This window comes from Echinicola shivajiensis (assembly GCF_018642165.1).
GTDB classification, from domain to species: Bacteria; Bacteroidota; Bacteroidia; order Cytophagales; family Cyclobacteriaceae; genus Echinicola; species Echinicola shivajiensis.
In genome coordinates, this window is record NZ_JAHHZM010000007.1 from 209335 (window position 1) to 227794 (window position 18460).

Sequence of the window (18460 nt, forward strand, 5' to 3'; positions counted from 1 at the left end):
AAAAAGTCAGTTAAAGAAAAAAGCCATCCGCCTAGGCGGATGGCTTTTGTTTTTTTAAGTAGTCAATTGATTTTTTTAAAAGCCTGTTCCATGTCTTCCAAAAGATCATCTAAATGTTCTAAGCCGACAGATACCCGAATAAGGTTTTGTGGGGTTTTGGTGTCAGGCCCTTCTACTGCAGCCCTTCTTTCTATTAGACTTTCCACACCACCCAAGCTGGTAGCGTTACTAAAGAATTTAAGATTTGATATAAAATTATCGGCATTGTCTGGCCCGCCTTTTATTAAGAAAGAAAGGATACCTCCAAATCCTGTCATTTGTTTTGCTGCTGTTTGATGTCCGGGATGATGGGTTAATCCAGGGTAAAAGACTTTTTCTACCTGTGGGTGCTGATCCAGGAAAGTGGCAATAACTCCGGCATGTTCTGCATGGCCCTTCATTCGGTAGGCCAATGTTTTTATACTTCTAGTTAAGTAATAACAGTCAAAAGGAGAAGGTACTGCTCCCCCTGTTTTTTGAACATTAAGTATTTGGTTCCAAAAACTATTTTCTTCCTTAGTAATCAAAACTCCTCCAAGAATATCACTATGTCCTCCAAAATATTTGGTAGCGCTGTGCATTACCATATCTGCACCAAGTTTTAATGGATTTTGGAATACAGGTGTGGCGAAGGTGTTGTCACAAATAGAGATGATATCATTTTCCTTTGCAAGGGTACATAGGGTCTTGATATCACTGATTTTTAATAAGGGATTTGAAGGGCTCTCAATCCAAAGTAATTTGGTATTGGGTTGCAGACATTTTTTGAGTTTTTGTGTGTTACTTAGATCGATGAAGGTTACCTCTAACTTGTCATGGAATATTTCTACCAACTGTTTTTTGAGACCATGGTACATGTCCGTAGGGGCGATGACATGGCTTCCATGAGGTAAAGCCTGAAAAACCGCCATACCAGCAGCATTGCCTGAGGAAAAAGCTGCTGCAGATTTTCCCATTTCAAGTTTGGCCAGTAAGCTTTCTAGGGCCATTCTATTGGGATTGTTGGATCGGGAATATATTAGAGAATCTTTTTGGTGCTCAAATGTGGTGGACAATGTGATTGGTTGGACTACCGGTTTGTGACTGTCCGTAATCAAATTTCCTCCATGGATAGCTATGGTCTCGAACTTCATGATTGTCTATTTTTAATAAAATTAAAGAATTTGGGCCAGACTGGGATAAAATTCTGCTGTTAGCAGCTAACTATTCAGGAAATTTGTTTGAGATTATCTCAATTAACCGTAATGAGAGATATTCTTTGATATACCTTGAAGTGTTGATCTTGAGCACATAAGGACAGGTAGGAGAAAGTGTCAATGCATTAGAAATTTTATAAATTGGATAGAAGAAAAAATCCACGTCTTTCCAACCATTTGGCTCCTAATCGCCTCTTTATAGTGGAAACCGATCAAAATGAAGTCAATTTTTGAAAAAGATCTTATTGCAGCCTGTGTCAGGCAGGATCGAAAAGCTCAGTTTGAGCTCTTCGAGAGATATAAGGTAGCCTTGTATTCCACGGTTTATAGAATTTTGGATGATGAGGCTGAGGCACATGATGCCCTACAAGAATCCTTTATAGAGATTTTTAAAGGCATAAAACATTTTAGGGCAGAAAGCACTTTGGGAGCATGGATGAAAAAGATAGCAGTGAGAAAAGCGATACATATGGTGAAAAAGAGGATGTATTTCACTTCACTGGATCAAGTGGAATCATTTTCTGATCAAGGGGGAATAAATGGATGGATAGATGGAGAAATGTTGGACCATGCCATTAGAAAATTGCCCTTAGGATGTCGAAGTGTGTTTCTCTTGGTAGAGGTGGAAGGCTATAAGCATGCAGAATGCGCTCAACTGCTGTCTATTTCGGAAAGTACTTCTAAATCTCAGCTGTTTTATGCTAAGAAGTTATTGAGAGAGAGTTTGAACCAAGTCTTAAAGGCATGAAGGAAAATTTTGATTTACCGGAATATCAGCCCAATAAGAATTTTTGGGATAAACTGGAAAGCGAAAGGAGCTTGGAAAAGCAATTGTCCAGAGAATTGAGACATTTACCTTTAACTGCTCCCAAACAGGAGGCTTGGCAAGGTATCGAGGAAGTACTGGATAATCATAGGTCCGTGCTTTATTATTGGAAAGGGGCTGCTGCGATTTTCATTGCTATGGTTATAGCTTACCTACTTTTCATGGCAGTTGAAACGGATTCTTCTTTCCATGAGCAGGAATATCTTTTGACGAATACTTATTCTAAAATTGAAATACCTTGGGAGGTGCCTGAAATAAGTGAACAGGAAATTGCCGAAGCAAGGCCTGTTCAGAAAAAAGTGGTTCAGGAAATACCCAATGAAAGTTTTATTCCAAAGGATAATATTGCCTTGGATGAAATAGAAGTCCCTGAGTTATCCATGCCAGTATTTATTATGGGGGAGTCAGTAAATGCGCCTAAAGAGTTAGCGCATGCCCCAGTAGAAAAAAGGGATGAGAAAAGTTTTCATGAGGTAACTGTTTCGTGGGGTATTAATGATAAGATCAAAATCAATACAGCTTACTCGGCTAAAAACAAACTGATGGATACGGAAAGTGAGCTGAGTAAGGCAAAGAGAAGTCCTGGGAAATTTGTTTTGAGATTTTCTAATGGGCAGTGAAATTGACTTTTTTGGTTTCCAACTAAATGAATTAATCATCAAAAAAACATTAGATAAAATGAAAAAGGCAGGTTTATTGGCCATGCTAATGGGGATTTTTATGTCTTCAGTTTTGGCCCAAGAGATAGAGAATACACTTTCCAATAGCCAACAGAAATGGTTGGATAAAGATTGGCCGATTACTGATACTTTGCAGTTCAGCTTGCCCAACGAAGGAAAGGTTTTGTTCTACTACAACGAAAGTGAATTCTCCACAGAGGAGTTGAAAACAGAGTTGGAACCCTTGATGAAAAGGGCTACTAGATTCCCCGAGTTCGAAACCAAAGCATTTAGGTTGGCCAATAATTTCGCCCCAACGAGTTTGGATAATGTGAAGAATAAAATTGACCGGAACTATGTCCGACATTTAGAGAGTATCGAATTGGGGATTCCAGTGGGGATAGATTTTACTGCGGGATATTTTACCCCTGAGGTAGGCTTTAGGGCACATCTGAATTTGCCAGGTTACAGTTTGGGCGCTTCCATTACCAATACTGTTTATTTTCCTGATAGGGAGGCTGGAGACTTAGAAGTGAACAGTAATTGGTTTTTGAATGCTGAGTTTTCTTGGAATAAAGGGCGGGCCATTGTAAATAATGACCAGACTGTTCAGTTGGGGATATTATTGAATCAGGGAAGTTATAAACTGTTTCAAGGAACAACCTTGAGGGCTGTTTACAGACATAGATTGAGCAAACACCTTTATATCCAGGCGGGAGTAGTGGCCACAGATGATTTGAAAACCGTTTACCCAACTATTGGAGTGCGGTTTTGGTAAATAGCGAATTCATAAAACACAAAAGGCTAACTCATTGGTTAGCCTTTTGTGTTTTTAAGCTGTAATTGCCTAACGAATTCTGTCTACTGATTTGACCAATAATTCGTCTTTTCTGATAAACCTATTGGCCACAATATTGAAGATCATCGCTACAATAATGGTATAAAACCCCAACATAAAGGCTCCACTGGCCATAGGGTTAAAATCTAAATTGTAGCTATAAGTAATGTATACGATGATACCTAAGTTAATGACCATTACCAAGGAGTTGATCATATTTAGGAACATCTGTTTTGTTCTGGTCTTAAACTGGCTAAGGCTGTAAAGGGCTACTAAGGCAGCAAGAATAGCCAGTGCTCCAATATAGTAAGTGCCAGTTTCTTCAATTAAGGTATCGTTGGTCACATCCATATGGGTCATTGACCAGGCTGTTAATTTTAGGCTTTCAGTTTGGTCCACATTTACTTGGGTCCAAATAGGGAAGTAAGTAACTAAAAGCATGGCGACAGCCACAAGAAATAGGAAGATAGTTTGAATTCGCTGTATCATTATTAAATTTTAAAACTTTTGACAAAGAAACAGGGTAATTTGAATATTAGCAAGGAATCATTCATTTCCCAAATTATATTCATTGGGAATAGTATCTTTGTGGATTCATGAAAGCACAAAAAAGGTATTTTCTGGAAGTAGCCTATAAGGGAACCCATTATCACGGATGGCAGGTTCAGCCCAATGCCGTTACCGTTCAAGAGGAAATAGATAAGGCGCTTGCTACTATTTTGCGAAGCAAGGTAGATACCATGGGCAGTGGTAGAACAGATACAGGAGTACATGGAAAGCAGCAATATTTACATTTTGATTTTGAGGAGATTTTGGATAAGCGGACTTTTCTAAAGAAAGTCAATGCTGTTTTGCCCAAGGATATCAGTATTTATGACTTAAGGGAAGTGAAGCCTGAAGCCCATGCTCGCTTTGATGCTGTCTGGAGAAGTTATGAATACTATATCTCTTTGCGAAAAAATCCGTTTGAAGAAGAGTTATCCTGGCAATGTTATTACCCACTGGATGTGGAGGTGATGAATTCAGCGGCCGAATTATTATTGAGCCATAGGGATTTTGAGTGCTTCAGCAAGGTGAAGACAGAAGTAAACCATTTTGAATGTGAAATAAAAACGGCTTATTGGGAACAAAAAGACCAACATTTGATTTTTCATATAACGGCAAATCGTTTTTTGAGGGGAATGGTACGGGCAATAGTGGGTACCTTAGTGGAAGTAGGTACAGGAAAGATGGATAAGAAAGGGTTTCAATCAATTTTAGAAAGTAAAAGTCGGGGTAAGGCCGGTGCTGCTGCGCCAGCCAGAGGATTATTTCTGAGCAGTGTGATTTACCCTGAGGAAATATTTATATAAACAGCAATAGATTTTGAGTCTAGACAAGGAAAATGTAAAAAGCGGGGATATTATTGACACGCAAGAGCTCCGTAAATTATATAGGTTTGTGTCTCCCTATAGGGGTAGGTTTTTCTTTTTGATCTTCCTGACCGTTGCTTTGGCAGCACTGGCACCTACCAGGCCTCTTTTTATCCAAAAAGCCATAGATAATTATGTGGCGTATGGGGACCAAGAAGGGCTGATGTTCATCATTATGATTCTGGTGGGTTTATTGGTGTTACAAGCAGTGGTGCAATTTGCCCATACCTATCTTTCAGGATGGTTGGGCCAGGTGATCATAAGAGATATTAGGGTCAAACTTTATAAGCATTTGTTGAAAATGCGCTTGAAGTTTTTTGATAATACGCCTATAGGTCGACTAGTTACCAGGAACATTTCTGATATAGAAACGCTTTCCAATGTTTTTAGTGAAGGGCTTGCAGCTATAATTGGAGACTTGTTACAATTGTTTACCATTTTGGGTGTGATGTTCTGGGTTGACTGGAAATTGACCTTGGTGAGTTTAAGTACTTTGCCTTTGCTGATCATATCTACTTATGTATTTAAGGAAAAGGTAAAAGTAGCCTTTAATGAGGTGAGAAATGCTGTTTCGAATCTCAATTCATTTCTACAGGAACATATTACGGGAATGAATATAGTTCAGATTTTCAATCGTGAGAACGAGGAGTACAGGAAGTTTAAGGAGATCAACACGGAGCACAAAAAAGCGCATGTTAAGTCTGTATTATATTATGCTATTTATTATCCTGTAGCTGAGATTATCCAAGCCGTAGGAATAGGCCTGGTGGTATGGTATGGTGCCACCGGTGTTTTTGGCTTGGACCTTAAAGTGGGGGTGTTGATTTCTTTCATTATGTACCTTCAATTGTTTTTCCGACCAATTAGAATGTTGGCAGATCGTTTCAATACGCTGCAAATGGGTGTGGTGAGTGCCTCTAGGATATTCAAGTTATTGGAGAGTGATGAGAATATCCCAAATGAAGGGAAACTGGTTCCAGAAAAGATCAAAGGTAATATCGAATTGGAAAAGGTCTGGTTCGCCTATAATGATGAAGAATGGGTGCTTAAGGATATCAATTTTAAGGTGAAACATGGAGAAACTGTTGCTTTGGTAGGTGCTACTGGTGCAGGTAAATCCTCCATTATTAACCTTATAAGTCGTTTTTATGATATCAACAAGGGGGCAATTAAAGTGGATGGGACAGATATCAAGGAATATGAATTGGGAACATTAAGAAAGCATATAGGCGTAGTGTTACAGGATGTGTTCCTTTTTTCTGATACTATTTACTATAATATTACTTTGGGCAATGAGGATATTACTCGAGAACAGGTAATGGAGGCTGCAGAGTTGGTAGGAGCCCGAAAATTTATTGAGCGTTTACCTGGAGGATTGGATTATAATGTCATGGAACGTGGCGCCACCCTTTCTGTAGGTCAACGACAATTGATTTCATTTGTTCGTGCCATGGTATACAATCCTGAGATTATAATCTTGGATGAAGCGACCTCTTCAGTGGATACAGAAACCGAAGAGCTGATCCAAAATGCCATTGACAAGATGATGAAGGGTAGGACCTCCATCGTCATTGCCCATAGGCTGTCTACCATACAAAAAGCGAATAATATCATTGTTTTGCATAAAGGGGAAATCAAGGAAATGGGAACTCACGAGTCCTTGCTTGAGAAGGAAGGCTATTATGCACAGTTGCACCAGATGCAATTAAAATCCATGGTCAGCTAAAATATGGGGGCCTGTTGATCAGTTATTGATGAATAGGAATTAATTTTGCACCGTTTGAATTAAAATACACTTACACTATTATGAAAAGATTATTGCTATTGGTCATCTTTAGCTTGCCTGTTATGGCCTTTGCTCAAGAACAATCTATCGGTTTGAGATTGGGTGAGCCTTTAAGTATTACTTACAAAACTTTTATTGAAGAAAAAATATCTCTGGAAGCCATGATCGGTAGGGGGAGTTCCAATAGCTCATCGTATTACAGACGAGTATTTGATAATAATAAACCTGCTCCAGGATCTTTTTATGTTAACCATAGTTCAGGGGGAGGACTTTCTTTAAATGGTCGTGTAGCATATCATGAGGATGTTACATCAGAGTTTGATATTACAGAAGGCAAACTATTGGCTTATGGTGGGGCCGGGCTTCAGCTGAGAAGTATGTCTGTAGAATATGCCTACTATGAAACACCTGATGCCAATATCCTTAGGTATGAGAATAGAAATAACGTGGATTTTGGTCCAGAAGTGTTTGGAGGAGGAGAGTATTATTTAGAAGAATTGCCGATTACTGTATTTGCGGAAATTGGTTTGATGATGGAGATTGTGGACAGGCCAGGCCATATTAAAATGCAAGGAGGCTTAGGTGTTAGGTATCTTTTTTAGGAGTAAAGATTAAAGAGAAAAGAATAAAGTTTAAGTCCCTGCGATTGGTGACCTTATAAATTAATGACTTGATTATGAAAAAGGCGGCGATTATCATTGTGGTAATAGGTTTGCTGGGAGTAGGAGCTTTCTCTTATTTGGGTGGATTTGAAAAAATCCCAATACAAAAACAGTCCATAGGAACCTTCAAATTATATGGTTTAACCTATAGGGGGACCCCACAAGATGAATTGCTGAAGAAAACTTTTGAGCAAGTGGAAAGGTTGAAGGAGGCTAATCCGGAGGGAGTAATGCATACCATCTATTATATAGAGCCTGCGGGGAAATTGGATACGATGAAAGTTTTTGTGGGCTTAGATCGCTTGGATGATAAACTCGGAAAGGATTGGGAGGAGAAGACTATTGAAGCAGATCAAGTATTGGTCGCAGACCTTAAGGTGAATAAATTAGTGATGCCTAGACCCGAAACGGTCAAGGATGAGTTAAGGGAATTTGCGGCCGACAATGGATGGGGACTTCAAGAGCTATTTATTGATAAATTATTGTCAGAAGATCATGTTCAGGTAATAGCTCCGTTAAGAAAAGCTAACTAAAGAATACAATAAAACTGGTACGGTTTTAGTTATTGTTAAATAATTAGGGCATTTTGGATATTTGAAAAAATATTCTTCCTTTGAGTCCTGATAGGAATTGATAAGAAGTGTAAACTATCTCAACTATGAAAAAAATATTATTAGCATTGTTTGTAGCTTCAGCCATGATTTTTCAAGGCTGTGAAGGCCCAGAAGGACCTCAGGGACCTCCAGGTGTAGATGGAGGATTAATTGTGGGAGAGGCATTTGAGGTGGTTATTGATTTTAACGATGAGAATGCTTTTGCTGAATTATTTGAATTTACAGAGCCTCTAGTGGATGGTGATGCATTGTTGGTTTATATGGAAGAGGCTTCTCCAGTTTATGAAGATAGTTTTGCTTGGAGACTGCTTCCACAGACCTTTTATTTCAATGAGGGAATTTTAGTGTATAACTTTGATTATACTCCTGTTGATTTCAGCATATTTATGGATGGGGCAATTGATTTTACTCAACTGGATCCTTATTGGACTGATGGTTTGACCTTTAGAGGCGTAATCATTCCTGCCGATTTGGTGGATGCCAGAATGGATTTCTCGGATTATGAGGCAACAATGAAGCACTTTGGAATTACTGAAGAAGATTTTAAAAAGAAATAGAGTTAAATAAAGAAATGTTTGAAGCCGTTGAGATTGAAATCTTAACGGCTTTTTCTATTTCTGCCCATCCAATTGACAGGAAGGGTTCGTATAATTTCTTTTCATCAACTATCTTTGTGCCATGCAATTTAAAAATGACTTGTTATTAAGAGCTGCCCGCGGGGAGCAAGTAGAGAGAACACCAGTTTGGTTGATGAGACAGGCTGGAAGGATTTTGCCGGAGTACCGTGAAGTAAGGAGTAGTGTGAGTGGCTTTATTGAATTGGCCCAGACCCCTGAGCTGGCAGCTGAAGTGACTATTCAACCGGTGGATTTATTAGGGGTGGATGCAGCCATAATTTTCTCAGATATTTTGGTGATCCCAGAAGCTATGGGGCTGCCATATGAGATGATTGAAAAGCGTGGACCTAAATTCCCAAATACAGTTTCTTCTGCTGCTGATCTGAAAAAGCTGCGAATTGCAGATGGGGTGGATGATCTTAGTTATGTTATTGAAGCCATAAAAATCACCAAAAAAGCCTTGAATGGTCGAGTGCCGTTGATTGGATTTGCAGGTGCGCCGTGGACCATTTTTGCCTATATGGTGGAAGGCTCAGGTAGCAAGACTTTTTCTAAGTCCAGGGCCATGCTTTATCAAGATCCAGATTTGGCGGAGACGCTATTGGATATGATCACCAAGTCAACCATCAATTACCTTAAAGCGCAGATTGCTGCTGGTGCCGATATTGTACAGGTCTTTGACAGTTGGGCCGGAATTCTTCCTCCTGACCATTATCAGAAATATTCCCTAAAATATATTTCAGCTATTTGTGATGCCATCACTGAGGTTCCTGTGACTGTATTTGCAAAAGGAGCGTTCTTTGCCCGAGAAGAAATGGCCAAGCTAAATTGCGAAACTATTGGCCTGGATTGGAATATGGGAATTGAAGAGTCAAGGAGATTGATAGGTCCAGATAAAACCCTTCAGGGTAATTTGGATCCTGCTGCTTTGTATGGCTCAGATGCTGAGGTGGAAGCTGCTACCAAAAGGATGTTGGATCAATTTGGAACTGGAAGGCATATAGCCAATTTGGGTCATGGTGTTTATCCCGATATTGACCCTGCGAAAGTAAAAGTATTTATCAATACCGTAAAGGAGTACAGTGCTCAACTGAGAGCAGAAAAGGTCTAAAGGATTTAGAAAGCTGAAAAACACAAAGCCTTCACCAACTAGTGGAGGCTTTTTTATTTGATAATTAGTTTGTCTCCTACCTTCACCGTTCCATTTTTTAAGGAAATAAGGTTTTGTCCAAACAGTACCTTATTGTCTTTACGTCTATAGGTGGATAAGGTCTTTAGAGGTTCTTTTCCCTTTATGCCAGTATTTTGGTCTACAGTGGTCAGTACACATCTAGCACAGGGTTTGGTAACCTTAAAGCTGCAATCTCCAATTTGAATATGCGTCCATTGATCCTCCTGAAAAGCGGCTCCACCACTGAATACTAGGTTAGGCCTGAACCGCTCCATTGGAACTGGATTATCTAATCTTGAGTTCAGTTCATCTAGAGAGCCTTGACCGATCAAAAGGTAAGGCATAGCATCTGCAAAGCTGACAGTTTCATTATTGACTGTATATTTTTCTTCTACCGGCCGAAGGCTGCTTTCAGGCATAAAGATCAGTTGGCAATTGATGTTCAAGATCTCGGAAAACCATTGGTTGGCTATTGGGCTGACAATTTGGCCCAATAGCCTGTCCTCCCAGACCTGAACTTGGATGAAATCCTTTGTCTCGGGTTCAAAGGGAATGTATATATTGTTGTCAGGTTTGTTTTTAAGAAATACTTTGAGACCATCGGTCTCGATATCCACCTGTAACAATGCCATGTGATGCAGGCTGCGTTGGCTGAGGAAAATACCATGTTCGTCCACCAGCATCCATCTACGATCCCATTTTAAGCCTTTGGTTTGGACTTCTGCTTCCTGCAATCTAATTCCTCCCAATGACTTGATGGGGTAGATATAAATGTCTTGGATCTTCATAAATGGCTTTTGCCAGCTAAGTTAGACGATAATCAGAAAAATAAATGCCCGATTTGTTTTTTCTTTTTTGGAGAAAAGGAAGGGAGAAATATTTGTTCCAAAGGTTGCTTCAATTCGCCTATAGTGCGAGGATTTACTGATTGGCTTAAGTTGCTGGGAGCTTTGGATTTCTTTTCCCACTCGGAAATGATCAAAGAAGCTATCAAGCCTATCAAAATGACAATTGCCCATCTTATTCGTTCTTTATTTAGTGAAGCATTCATTGGTCAAGTTGTTATTGTTGACATAAAGGAGTTGTGTCTTAAGTTTATTGTTTAAAAGTATTAACGGCATTGGCTCCAAGGCCAAATACCATTCTTTTCATGGCTTCCTCTTTATAGATGCTTATAAGCATCAAATGGTTGCACCAAGTACTTCATTAAATGAGATAATTAATAAAAAATGCGACTAATCTGGTGAATAATGTGATGGATATAGTTTTTAAAAAATGGTTCAGGGAAAAGTGTATTTGACAAAATAACATTCCAATGTCTGCTATTCCAGATAGGCTTGACAGATTTTTATACCGAAAACTAAGCTGTTTGTCATGATTGCTGACAATCTGACACAGAAAGGAAAGAAATAGGGCTTGGCACATGAGTTGTTAATTATGTTTTCGAGTAATCACATAGAAAACAGCAATAAAGAAATATAAAAAGTTATGGGAAAAATTATCGGTATAGACTTGGGAACCACTAACTCTTGCGTTGCCGTAATGGAAGGTAACGAACCTGTGGTAATCCAAAACAGTGAGGGAAGAAGAACAACCCCTTCTATTGTGGCATTTTTGGACAATGGAAACGGAGAAAGAAAAGTAGGGGATCCCGCCAAAAGGCAGGCTATCACCAACCCGGCGAATACCATTTCTTCTGTGAAAAGGTTTATGGGTAAAAAATTCTCAGAAGTTTCTGATGAGAAAAAGCATGCTTCATATAAAGTAGAAAAAGGTTCTAATGACACTGTAGCCATTAAAATTGGTGACAGATCTTATACTCCTCAGGAGCTTTCAGCTATGATTCTTCAAAAAATGAAGTCTACAGCTGAAGATTTCTTAGGACAAGAAGTAACTGAAGCGGTAATTACTGTTCCAGCTTACTTTAACGATGCTGAGCGTCATGCTACCAAGGAAGCTGGCCAGATTGCAGGTTTGGATGTGAAAAGAATAATCAACGAACCTACCGCAGCTGCCCTAGCTTATGGTATGGACAAGAAAGACAGGGACATGAAAATCGCTGTGTATGACCTTGGTGGTGGTACCTTTGATATCTCTATCCTTGAGCTTGGTGATGGTGTATTTGAAGTTAAGTCTACCAATGGTGATGTTCACTTGGGAGGTGATGATTTTGACCAAGTGATCATCAACTGGTTAGCGGATGAATTCAAAGCAGAGGAAGATATTGATTTGAAGCAGGATCCAATGGCCCTTCAGAGATTGAAAGAAGCTGCTGAGAAAGCTAAAATCGAACTTTCAAGCTCTTCATCTACTGAAATCAACTTGCCATACATTACAGCTACGCAGACTGGTCCTAAGCACTTGGTGAGAAATCTTTCAAGAGCTAAGTTCGAACAATTGTCTGAAGACTTGGTGAAAAGATCTATGGAGCCTTGTAAGAAAGCTTTGTCAGATGCAGGAATGTCCGCTTCTGAAATTGACGAAGTGATCTTGGTAGGTGGTTCTACTAGAATCCCTAAAATTCAGGAAGAAGTAGAGAAATTCTTCGGTAAAAAGCCATCTAAAGGTGTTAACCCTGATGAGGTAGTGGCTATTGGTGCTGCGATCCAAGGTGGAGTATTGACTGGTGAAGTGAAAGATGTGTTGTTGCTAGATGTAACTCCTCTTTCTTTGGGTATTGAGACAATGGGAGGAGTATTTACCAAATTGATCGAAGCCAACACTACCATTCCATCTAAGAAGTCCGAGACCTTCTCAACTGCGGCTGACAACCAACCAGCAGTAGATATCCACGTGCTTCAAGGTGAAAGACCATTGGCGAAGGATAACAGAAGTATCGGTAGGTTCCAGTTGAGCGATATCCCGCCAGCACCAAGAGGAGTGCCTCAAATCGAAGTGACTTTCGATATTGATGCTAACGGTATCCTTCACGTATCTGCTAAGGACAAGGGAACTGGTAAAGAGCAGAAAATCAAAATAGAAGCTTCTTCCGGCCTTTCTGACGAGGAAATCGAAAGAATGAAAAAAGAAGCTGAGGCTAATGCCGCTTCTGATAAAGAGGAGAAAGAAAAAATCGAAAAGCTTAACCAAGCTGACAGTTTGGTCTTCCAAACTGAGAAGCAGTTGAAGGAGTTCGGTGATAAGCTTTCTGATGGCAATAAAGCCAATATCAATGGTGCATTGGAGAAATTGAAAACAGCTCACCAAGCTCAAGATTTGGAAGCCATCACTCCAGCTATTGAAGAACTTAACAAAGCTTGGGAAGCAGCTTCTACAGAAATGTATAACGCTACTCAAGGAGCTGGTGCTGAAGGTGCTGCTGGAGCAGGAGCCGGGGCTACTGCGGATGCAGGTGCGAACGCTGGTGATAGTGTTTCCGATGTAGATTATGAAGAAGTAAACGAAGAAGATAAGAAATAATTTTCTTCGGGATCAAGGATAAAGAAAGCATCTCGATTTTTTCGGGGTGCTTTTGTTTTTATAAAGTAGTACAAAGCTTAGAAGTTATGCGCTTAACTGAAGATAATAAGTTGAAAAAACTGGTAGTAGTGGGAGATCGGGTATTGATCAAACTCAAAAAGGCTGGGGAAAAAACTTCTAGTGGGCTGTATCTGCCGCCAGGTGTAAAGGAAAAGGAGCAGGTACAGCAAGGTTATATTATTAAAACAGGACCTGGTTATCCTATCCCAATGCATGTGGAAGAGGATGAGCCATGGAAGGAAAAAGAGGAGAATATTCGATATATTCCTTTGCAGGCGAAAGAAGGTGATTTGGCCATTTTTTTATTGAATGGAGCACATGAGGTGATTTATGAAGAAGAGAAGTTTTATATAGTATCCCAAAACGCTATATTGATGTTGGAAAGAGAAGAGGAGCTTTGATTGCTCCTTTTTTTATACCACGGTAACAGTGATCCCTTTTTCTTCTAATTTTTTGATAAAGTGGCTTGGGGTGCCCTTGTCAGTTATTACTTCATCGATGTCTTCTATATCACATATTTTCCCAAAGCCTTTTCTTTCGAATTTGCTTGAATCAGCCAGTACAATGGTTTTTTGGACGGACTTGATCATTTGTGCATTTAGGTGAGCTTCCATCATATTGGAGGTGCTAAGTCCATAATCCATGCTGATACCATCTGCTCCCAGGAAAAGTTTACTGCAGGAAAACTGTTTCATCATGTTTTCTGCATAGTATCCAACGACAGAAGAACTACTCTTTCTTACAACTCCACCTAATTGAACCACCTCCACTTCTGGAAGGTCTATTAGTGACATGGTGACATTCATGGCTGCTGTAAGTACGGTCAGTCTTAAGTTTTTGGGAATAACTTGTGCAAAGGCAACGACGGTTGTCCCAGATCCAATGATGATAGCGTCATCCTGAAGAATCATTTCTGCAGCTTTTTGGGCTATTCGTTTCTTTTCGTCAACTTTTTCCAGCTGCTTTTCATTTACAGACCGATCGTTTACATATGGAGGTACAGGAGTGGCACTTCCATGGGTCCGATAGAGGAGTCCTTTGTCTTCGAGGATTTTGAGATCTTTCCGGACGGTTACCATAGTGACCTTCATGCTTTTGCTCAGCTCGGATACGCTCACATATCCTTCCTGGTCCAATTTATCCAATATTAACTTATGTCTTTCTGCTATTGTCATGATAGAACGAAAATAATCAATTATTACTAAAGATTTGTTTTAACAAGTATTTAATTATTTTATATCCTTTTGTTTCTTTTTATTTCTTTTTGTGTTACTTTTCCGGTATTAAGTTGTTTTTATGGATAGATTAGGAAATATAAGGAAATTAAAGGAAGCTGCAGAGGCTTGGGATATTGTGGTGATAGGGGGAGGGGCATCAGGCTTGGGAGTTGCTTTGGATGCCTTGTCCAGAGGCCTTCGCGTGTTGCTGCTTGAAGGGAATGATTTTGCCAAAGGGACTTCTAGTAGAAGTACGAAATTGGTTCATGGCGGAGTGAGGTATTTGGCTCAAGGGGACGTGTTTTTGGTATGGGAAGCATTACGTGAACGTGGCAGAATTCTCCAAAATGCGCCACACTTGGCAAGTGTACAGCCTTTTGTTATACCTATATATTCGTATTGGGATAAATTGAAATATATGATAGGCTTGAAAATTTATGATTGGATGAGTGGTAGGTTAAGTCTGGGGGATTCCTCTTATATTTCAAAGGAAGAAGTGGGAGCACGCCTACCTACTATCAAGCAGGAAGGACTGTTGGGGGGGGTGGTTTATCATGATGGGGCATTTGATGATGCCAGATTGGCGTTAAGTGTGGCCCAGACTTGTGATGATTTGGGAGGTTGTGTGCTTAATTATGCCAAAGTAACCTCATTATTGAAATCAGGTGATGGGAGGATAAATGGTGTAAGGGTAAAAGATGTTTTAGAAAAGAAAAGTTATGATGTGCATGCGCGCATGGTGGTCAACGCTACTGGAGTTTTTGCGGATAAGGTTTTGAAGTTAGATGAGCCGGATGCTCCAAAAATGATCCGGCCAAGCCAAGGTGTTCATTTGGTTTTGCCCATGGAGTTTTTAGGGAGTGAAGATGCGTTGATGATTCCTCAAACTAGTGATGGCAGGGTTTTGTTTGCGGTACCTTGGTTAGGGAAATTGGTAGTGGGTACAACAGATACTTTACGCAAAAAGACTAAACTCGAACCAGAGGCATTGTCCAGTGAAATTGATTTTATACTTCAGACTGCTGGTTTATATTTGCTTAAGAAGCCTAATAGAAAGGATGTACTTGCAGTTTTTGCAGGATTGAGGCCATTAGCAGCTCCAAAGGAAGGAAATGCAAAGACCAAGGAGATTTCAAGAAATCATAAGGTGATTATTTCTTCATCTGGTTTGGTGACCTTGACTGGCGGCAAATGGACTACATTTAGGAAAATGGGGGAGGATACAGTGGATTGTTTTTCAGACTTAACCGGTAAAAGTGTAAAGAAAAGTGAGTCTTGGAAAGAACGGATACATGGTTTTGGCCCCATCCTTTTGGAAGGGCATTGGAGGCAATATGGTTCGGATGCAATGGAACTCCTGCAAATGATCAAAGATGAACCCGAATATGCTAAGATTCTTCACAAGGACTATCCTTATACTGTCGGGGAAGTGGTTTGGGCAGTAAGGAGGGAGATGGCCATGAAATTAGAGGATGTGCTGGCCCGCAGGATGCGGATATTGTTTTTGGATGCCAAAGCAGCATATGAAATGGCTCCTTTGGTAGCAGAAGTAATGGCGGCCGAATTAAAGCAGGGTGATGAGTGGGTAATGAGTGAGTTGGAAGATTTTAAGAAAACAGCAAATAAATATATGATTTAACTATTTAACCATGACCCAGAGTAATCAGTACATTTTGGCCTTGGATCAAGGAACTACCAGTTCTAGGGCAATACTTTTTAACCAATTAGGCCAGCCAGTAGGGATGACCCAAAAGGATTTTAAACAGTATTTTCCCCAATCAGGTTGGGTAGAACATGACGCAACAGAAATTTGGACCTCTCAAGCTTCTGTAATTTTGGAGTTGGTAGCGGAGACCGAAATTTCTCCGAAGCAAATTGCAGCCATGGGGATTACCAATCAGCGTGAAACGACAATTTTATGGGATAGAGAAACAGGTAAGCCGCTCTATAATGCTATTGTATGGCAAGATCGTAGGACATCTGTTTATTGTAATGAATTGAAAAACAAAGGACTTTCCGATATGGTCAGGTCAAAGACAGGCTTGGTCATTGATGCTTATTTTTCAGCAACTAAGATCAAATGGATATTAGATCACGTAGAAGGAGCTAGAGAAAAAGCCATGCAGGGAAAGGTCTGTTTTGGTACAGTAGATAGCTGGTTGGTGTGGAAGTTAACCAAGGGAAAAACACATATTACAGATATTACCAATGCCAGTAGGACCATGTTGTTCAATATCCATGAAAGAAAATGGGATAAAGAACTGTTGGCCTTGTTTGATATTCCTGAGTCTATATTACCAGAAGTAAAGTCATGCAGCGAAGTTTATTGTGAGACAGCCGGGGATGTTCTGTCTGCAAAAATTCCTATAGCTGGTATAGCAGGAGATCAGCAGGCAGCACTTTTTGGGCAACTATGTACTGAATCCGGGATGGCCAAGACTACTTATGGTACAGGTTGTTTTTTAGTAATGAATACTGGTGAAAAACCAGTGAATTCCAATAATCAGTTGTTGACTACAATTGCCTGGGAGATTAAGGGCAAAGTTAAATATGCTTTAGAAGGAAGTGTGTTTATTGGAGGTGCAGCCATTCAATGGCTGAGGGATGGTATAAAAATCATCCGTGACGCAAAAGAAAGTGAATCCCTTGCGCAAGAAGTGAAGGATAATGGGGGAGTTTATTTTGTTCCTGCTTTAACAGGATTGGGCGCTCCATATTGGGATCAAGATGCCAGAGGGGCATTTTTTGGTATTACGAGAGGGACTACGCGGGCACATTTTTCGAGGGCGGCATTAGAAGCTGTTGCTTTTCAAGTCTACGATGTACTGAATGCCATGGAAAAAGATGCGGGAGGGAAAACTATCGAAATGCGTGTGGATGGGGGAGCGTCTGCCAATAACTTTTTGATGCAATTTCAAGCAGATTTGGTTGGAAGTGATATTAGAAGGCCCAAGGTTACTGAGACCACAGCTTTGGGGGCAGCGTTTTTGGCTGGTTTAGCAGTTGGTTATTGGGATAGTGAAGCTACTTTACAGAAATTATGGGAAGAAGATGCATGCTTCAGTCCACAGAAAGCCAATGAAGAGGTGGCTAAGAAATTGCATTTCTGGCATAAAGCAGTAGAGCGGACTAAGAATTGGGAGGAATCCTAAAACTTTCATTTTTCAACACATCTCAATAATTAAGATAAACAATGAATATATATGTAGCTGAATTTATTGGTACAGCCCTTTTGATCTCATTAGGATCAGGAGTGGTAGCCAATGTGGTTTTAAAGGAAACTAAGGGGCATCAAAGTGGCTGGATTGTGATAACCACTGCTTGGGCATTGGCAGTATTTGTGGCGGTGGTAGTGGCAGGTCCATACAGTGGTGCCCATATCAACCCTGCAGTTAGCGTAGGATTGGCCGTAGCAGGATTATTTGACTGGGCCCTAGTGCCAGGATATGTGCTTGCGCAGGTTTTAGGAGCTTGCTTTGGGGCTTTTATAGCATGGATGGTATACAAGGATCATTTTGATGCAACAGAGGATAAAGGCCTTAAATTTGCCCCTTTTGCCACGGCTCCTGCTATTAGAAATTACCCCTCCAATTTTATTTCTGAGGTGGTCGGGACATTTATATTGATTTTTGTGATTTTATATTCCACAGGCGCGAAGTTGGAGGATGTGAACAATACACCTATAGGCCTTGGTGCTTTAGGGGCATTGCCTGTAGCTTTTTTGGTTTGGGTGATTGGATTAGCCATGGGGGGAACAACTGGTTATGCTATCAATCCCGCCAGGGATTTAGGACCAAGAATCGCGCACCAGATACTTCCAATAAAAGGAAAAGGCAGTAGTGATTGGGCCTATAGCTGGGTGCCCATTTTGGGTCCTTTGACCGGTGCTTGCTTGGCGGCTTTTTTGTATTTATTTTTGGGCGTGAGTTAATTTTTGTCAAAC

At 40.2% G+C, this 18460-nt stretch carries 19 protein-coding genes; 15 read left to right on the top strand and 4 right to left on the bottom strand.

Translation table 11 applies throughout. From position 1 onward, the window contains the following. Positions 1-62: 62 nt before the first annotated feature. Positions 63-1172: a trans-sulfuration enzyme family protein gene (locus tag KMW37_RS13475; RefSeq protein WP_215225153.1), complete on the bottom strand. Its 1110-nt coding sequence runs from the start codon at positions 1170-1172 to the stop codon at positions 63-65. A 280-nt stretch (positions 1173-1452) separates the two neighbouring features. Between KMW37_RS13475 and KMW37_RS13480 the strand changes: the two genes are divergently transcribed. The 3 genes from KMW37_RS13480 to KMW37_RS13490 are packed head-to-tail and all read left to right on the top strand — an operon-like array spanning position 1453 to position 3498. Further along, positions 1453-1983 carry an RNA polymerase sigma factor gene (locus KMW37_RS13480; RefSeq protein ID WP_215225154.1) on the top strand — a complete coding sequence of 177 codons (531 nt, stop codon included), beginning with the start codon at positions 1453-1455 and terminating at the stop codon, positions 1981-1983. Continuing rightward, positions 1980-2681 (top strand): hypothetical protein, encoded by a 702-nt coding sequence (locus KMW37_RS13485; RefSeq protein ID WP_215225155.1) that lies wholly within the window; start codon positions 1980-1982, stop codon positions 2679-2681. The genes KMW37_RS13480 and KMW37_RS13485 overlap by 4 nt, the downstream gene beginning before the upstream one ends. Before the next feature lie 58 nt (positions 2682-2739). Beyond that, entirely contained in the window at positions 2740-3498 is a 759-nt protein-coding gene (locus KMW37_RS13490) for a hypothetical protein (RefSeq protein WP_215225156.1), read from the top strand. A 69-nt stretch (positions 3499-3567) separates the two neighbouring features. On the opposite strand, the gene KMW37_RS13495 is transcribed toward KMW37_RS13490, so the two are convergent. Beyond that, the gene (locus KMW37_RS13495) at positions 3568-4047 is read right to left on the bottom strand and encodes a DUF4293 domain-containing protein (RefSeq protein WP_215225157.1); all 480 of its coding nucleotides are present in this window, start codon (positions 4045-4047) and stop codon (positions 3568-3570) included. Between the two features lie 107 nt (positions 4048-4154). Here KMW37_RS13495 and truA point away from each other — a divergent pair, with 107 nt between their 5' ends. From truA to hemE, 6 genes are all read left to right on the top strand, one after another. Next, positions 4155-4910 carry a tRNA pseudouridine(38-40) synthase TruA gene (truA, locus tag KMW37_RS13500; RefSeq protein ID WP_215225158.1) on the top strand — a complete coding sequence of 252 codons (756 nt, stop codon included), beginning with the start codon at positions 4155-4157 and terminating at the stop codon, positions 4908-4910. A 13-nt stretch (positions 4911-4923) separates the two neighbouring features. Continuing rightward, positions 4924-6696 (top strand): ABC transporter ATP-binding protein, encoded by a 1773-nt coding sequence (locus tag KMW37_RS13505; RefSeq protein ID WP_215225159.1) that lies wholly within the window; start codon positions 4924-4926, stop codon positions 6694-6696. An 80-nt stretch (positions 6697-6776) separates the two neighbouring features. Beyond that, entirely contained in the window at positions 6777-7358 is a 582-nt protein-coding gene (locus KMW37_RS13510; RefSeq protein WP_215225160.1) for a hypothetical protein, read from the top strand. 74 nt (positions 7359-7432) lie between these two features. Continuing rightward, positions 7433-7951 (top strand): hypothetical protein, encoded by a 519-nt coding sequence (locus tag KMW37_RS13515; protein ID WP_215225161.1) that lies wholly within the window; start codon positions 7433-7435, stop codon positions 7949-7951. Between the two features lie 125 nt (positions 7952-8076). After that, positions 8077-8589: a hypothetical protein gene (locus KMW37_RS13520; protein WP_215225162.1), complete on the top strand. Its 513-nt coding sequence runs from the start codon at positions 8077-8079 to the stop codon at positions 8587-8589. 121 nt (positions 8590-8710) lie between these two features. Next, positions 8711-9760: a uroporphyrinogen decarboxylase gene (gene hemE / locus KMW37_RS13525; RefSeq protein WP_215225163.1), complete on the top strand. Its 1050-nt coding sequence runs from the start codon at positions 8711-8713 to the stop codon at positions 9758-9760. Positions 9761-9813: 53 nt separating this feature from the next. Here the strand turns inward: hemE and KMW37_RS13530 are convergent, their stop codons facing one another. After that, the gene (locus KMW37_RS13530; protein ID WP_215225164.1) at positions 9814-10608 is read right to left on the bottom strand and encodes an MOSC domain-containing protein; all 795 of its coding nucleotides are present in this window, start codon (positions 10606-10608) and stop codon (positions 9814-9816) included. Between KMW37_RS13530 and KMW37_RS13535 the strand changes: the two genes are divergently transcribed. The 3 genes from KMW37_RS13535 to KMW37_RS13545 all read left to right on the top strand — a co-directional run bounded on the left by KMW37_RS13535 (position 10597) and on the right by KMW37_RS13545 (position 13701). Next, entirely contained in the window at positions 10597-10926 is a 330-nt protein-coding gene (locus KMW37_RS13535; RefSeq protein ID WP_215225165.1) for a hypothetical protein, read from the top strand. The genes KMW37_RS13530 and KMW37_RS13535 overlap by 12 nt on opposite strands. A gap of 382 nt (positions 10927-11308) precedes the next feature. Then, a complete protein-coding gene (dnaK, locus tag KMW37_RS13540; protein WP_215225166.1) occupies positions 11309-13240 on the top strand; it encodes a molecular chaperone DnaK in 1932 nt (643 codons plus the stop codon). Between the two features lie 86 nt (positions 13241-13326). Beyond that, the gene (locus KMW37_RS13545; protein ID WP_215225167.1) at positions 13327-13701 is read left to right on the top strand and encodes a co-chaperone GroES; all 375 of its coding nucleotides are present in this window, start codon (positions 13327-13329) and stop codon (positions 13699-13701) included. A gap of 12 nt (positions 13702-13713) precedes the next feature. Here the strand turns inward: KMW37_RS13545 and KMW37_RS13550 are convergent, their stop codons facing one another. Next, positions 13714-14475 (bottom strand): DeoR/GlpR family DNA-binding transcription regulator, encoded by a 762-nt coding sequence (locus KMW37_RS13550; protein WP_215225168.1) that lies wholly within the window; start codon positions 14473-14475, stop codon positions 13714-13716. Positions 14476-14596: 121 nt separating this feature from the next. On the opposite strand from KMW37_RS13550, the gene KMW37_RS13555 reads away from it, so the two are divergent. Genes KMW37_RS13555 through KMW37_RS13565 form a run of 3 tightly spaced genes read left to right on the top strand, consistent with a single transcriptional unit; the run spans position 14597 to position 18448 of the window. Continuing rightward, complete coding sequence (locus tag KMW37_RS13555; RefSeq protein ID WP_215225169.1) at positions 14597-16156, top strand: glycerol-3-phosphate dehydrogenase/oxidase; 1560 nt, start codon at positions 14597-14599, stop codon at positions 16154-16156. Positions 16157-16166: 10 nt separating this feature from the next. Then, positions 16167-17669: a glycerol kinase GlpK gene (gene glpK, locus KMW37_RS13560; RefSeq protein ID WP_215225170.1), complete on the top strand. Its 1503-nt coding sequence runs from the start codon at positions 16167-16169 to the stop codon at positions 17667-17669. A 41-nt stretch (positions 17670-17710) separates the two neighbouring features. Further along, positions 17711-18448, top strand: coding sequence for an MIP/aquaporin family protein (locus KMW37_RS13565; RefSeq protein ID WP_215225171.1), 738 nt, complete (start codon positions 17711-17713; stop codon positions 18446-18448). The last annotated feature ends 12 nt before the right edge of the window (positions 18449-18460 follow it).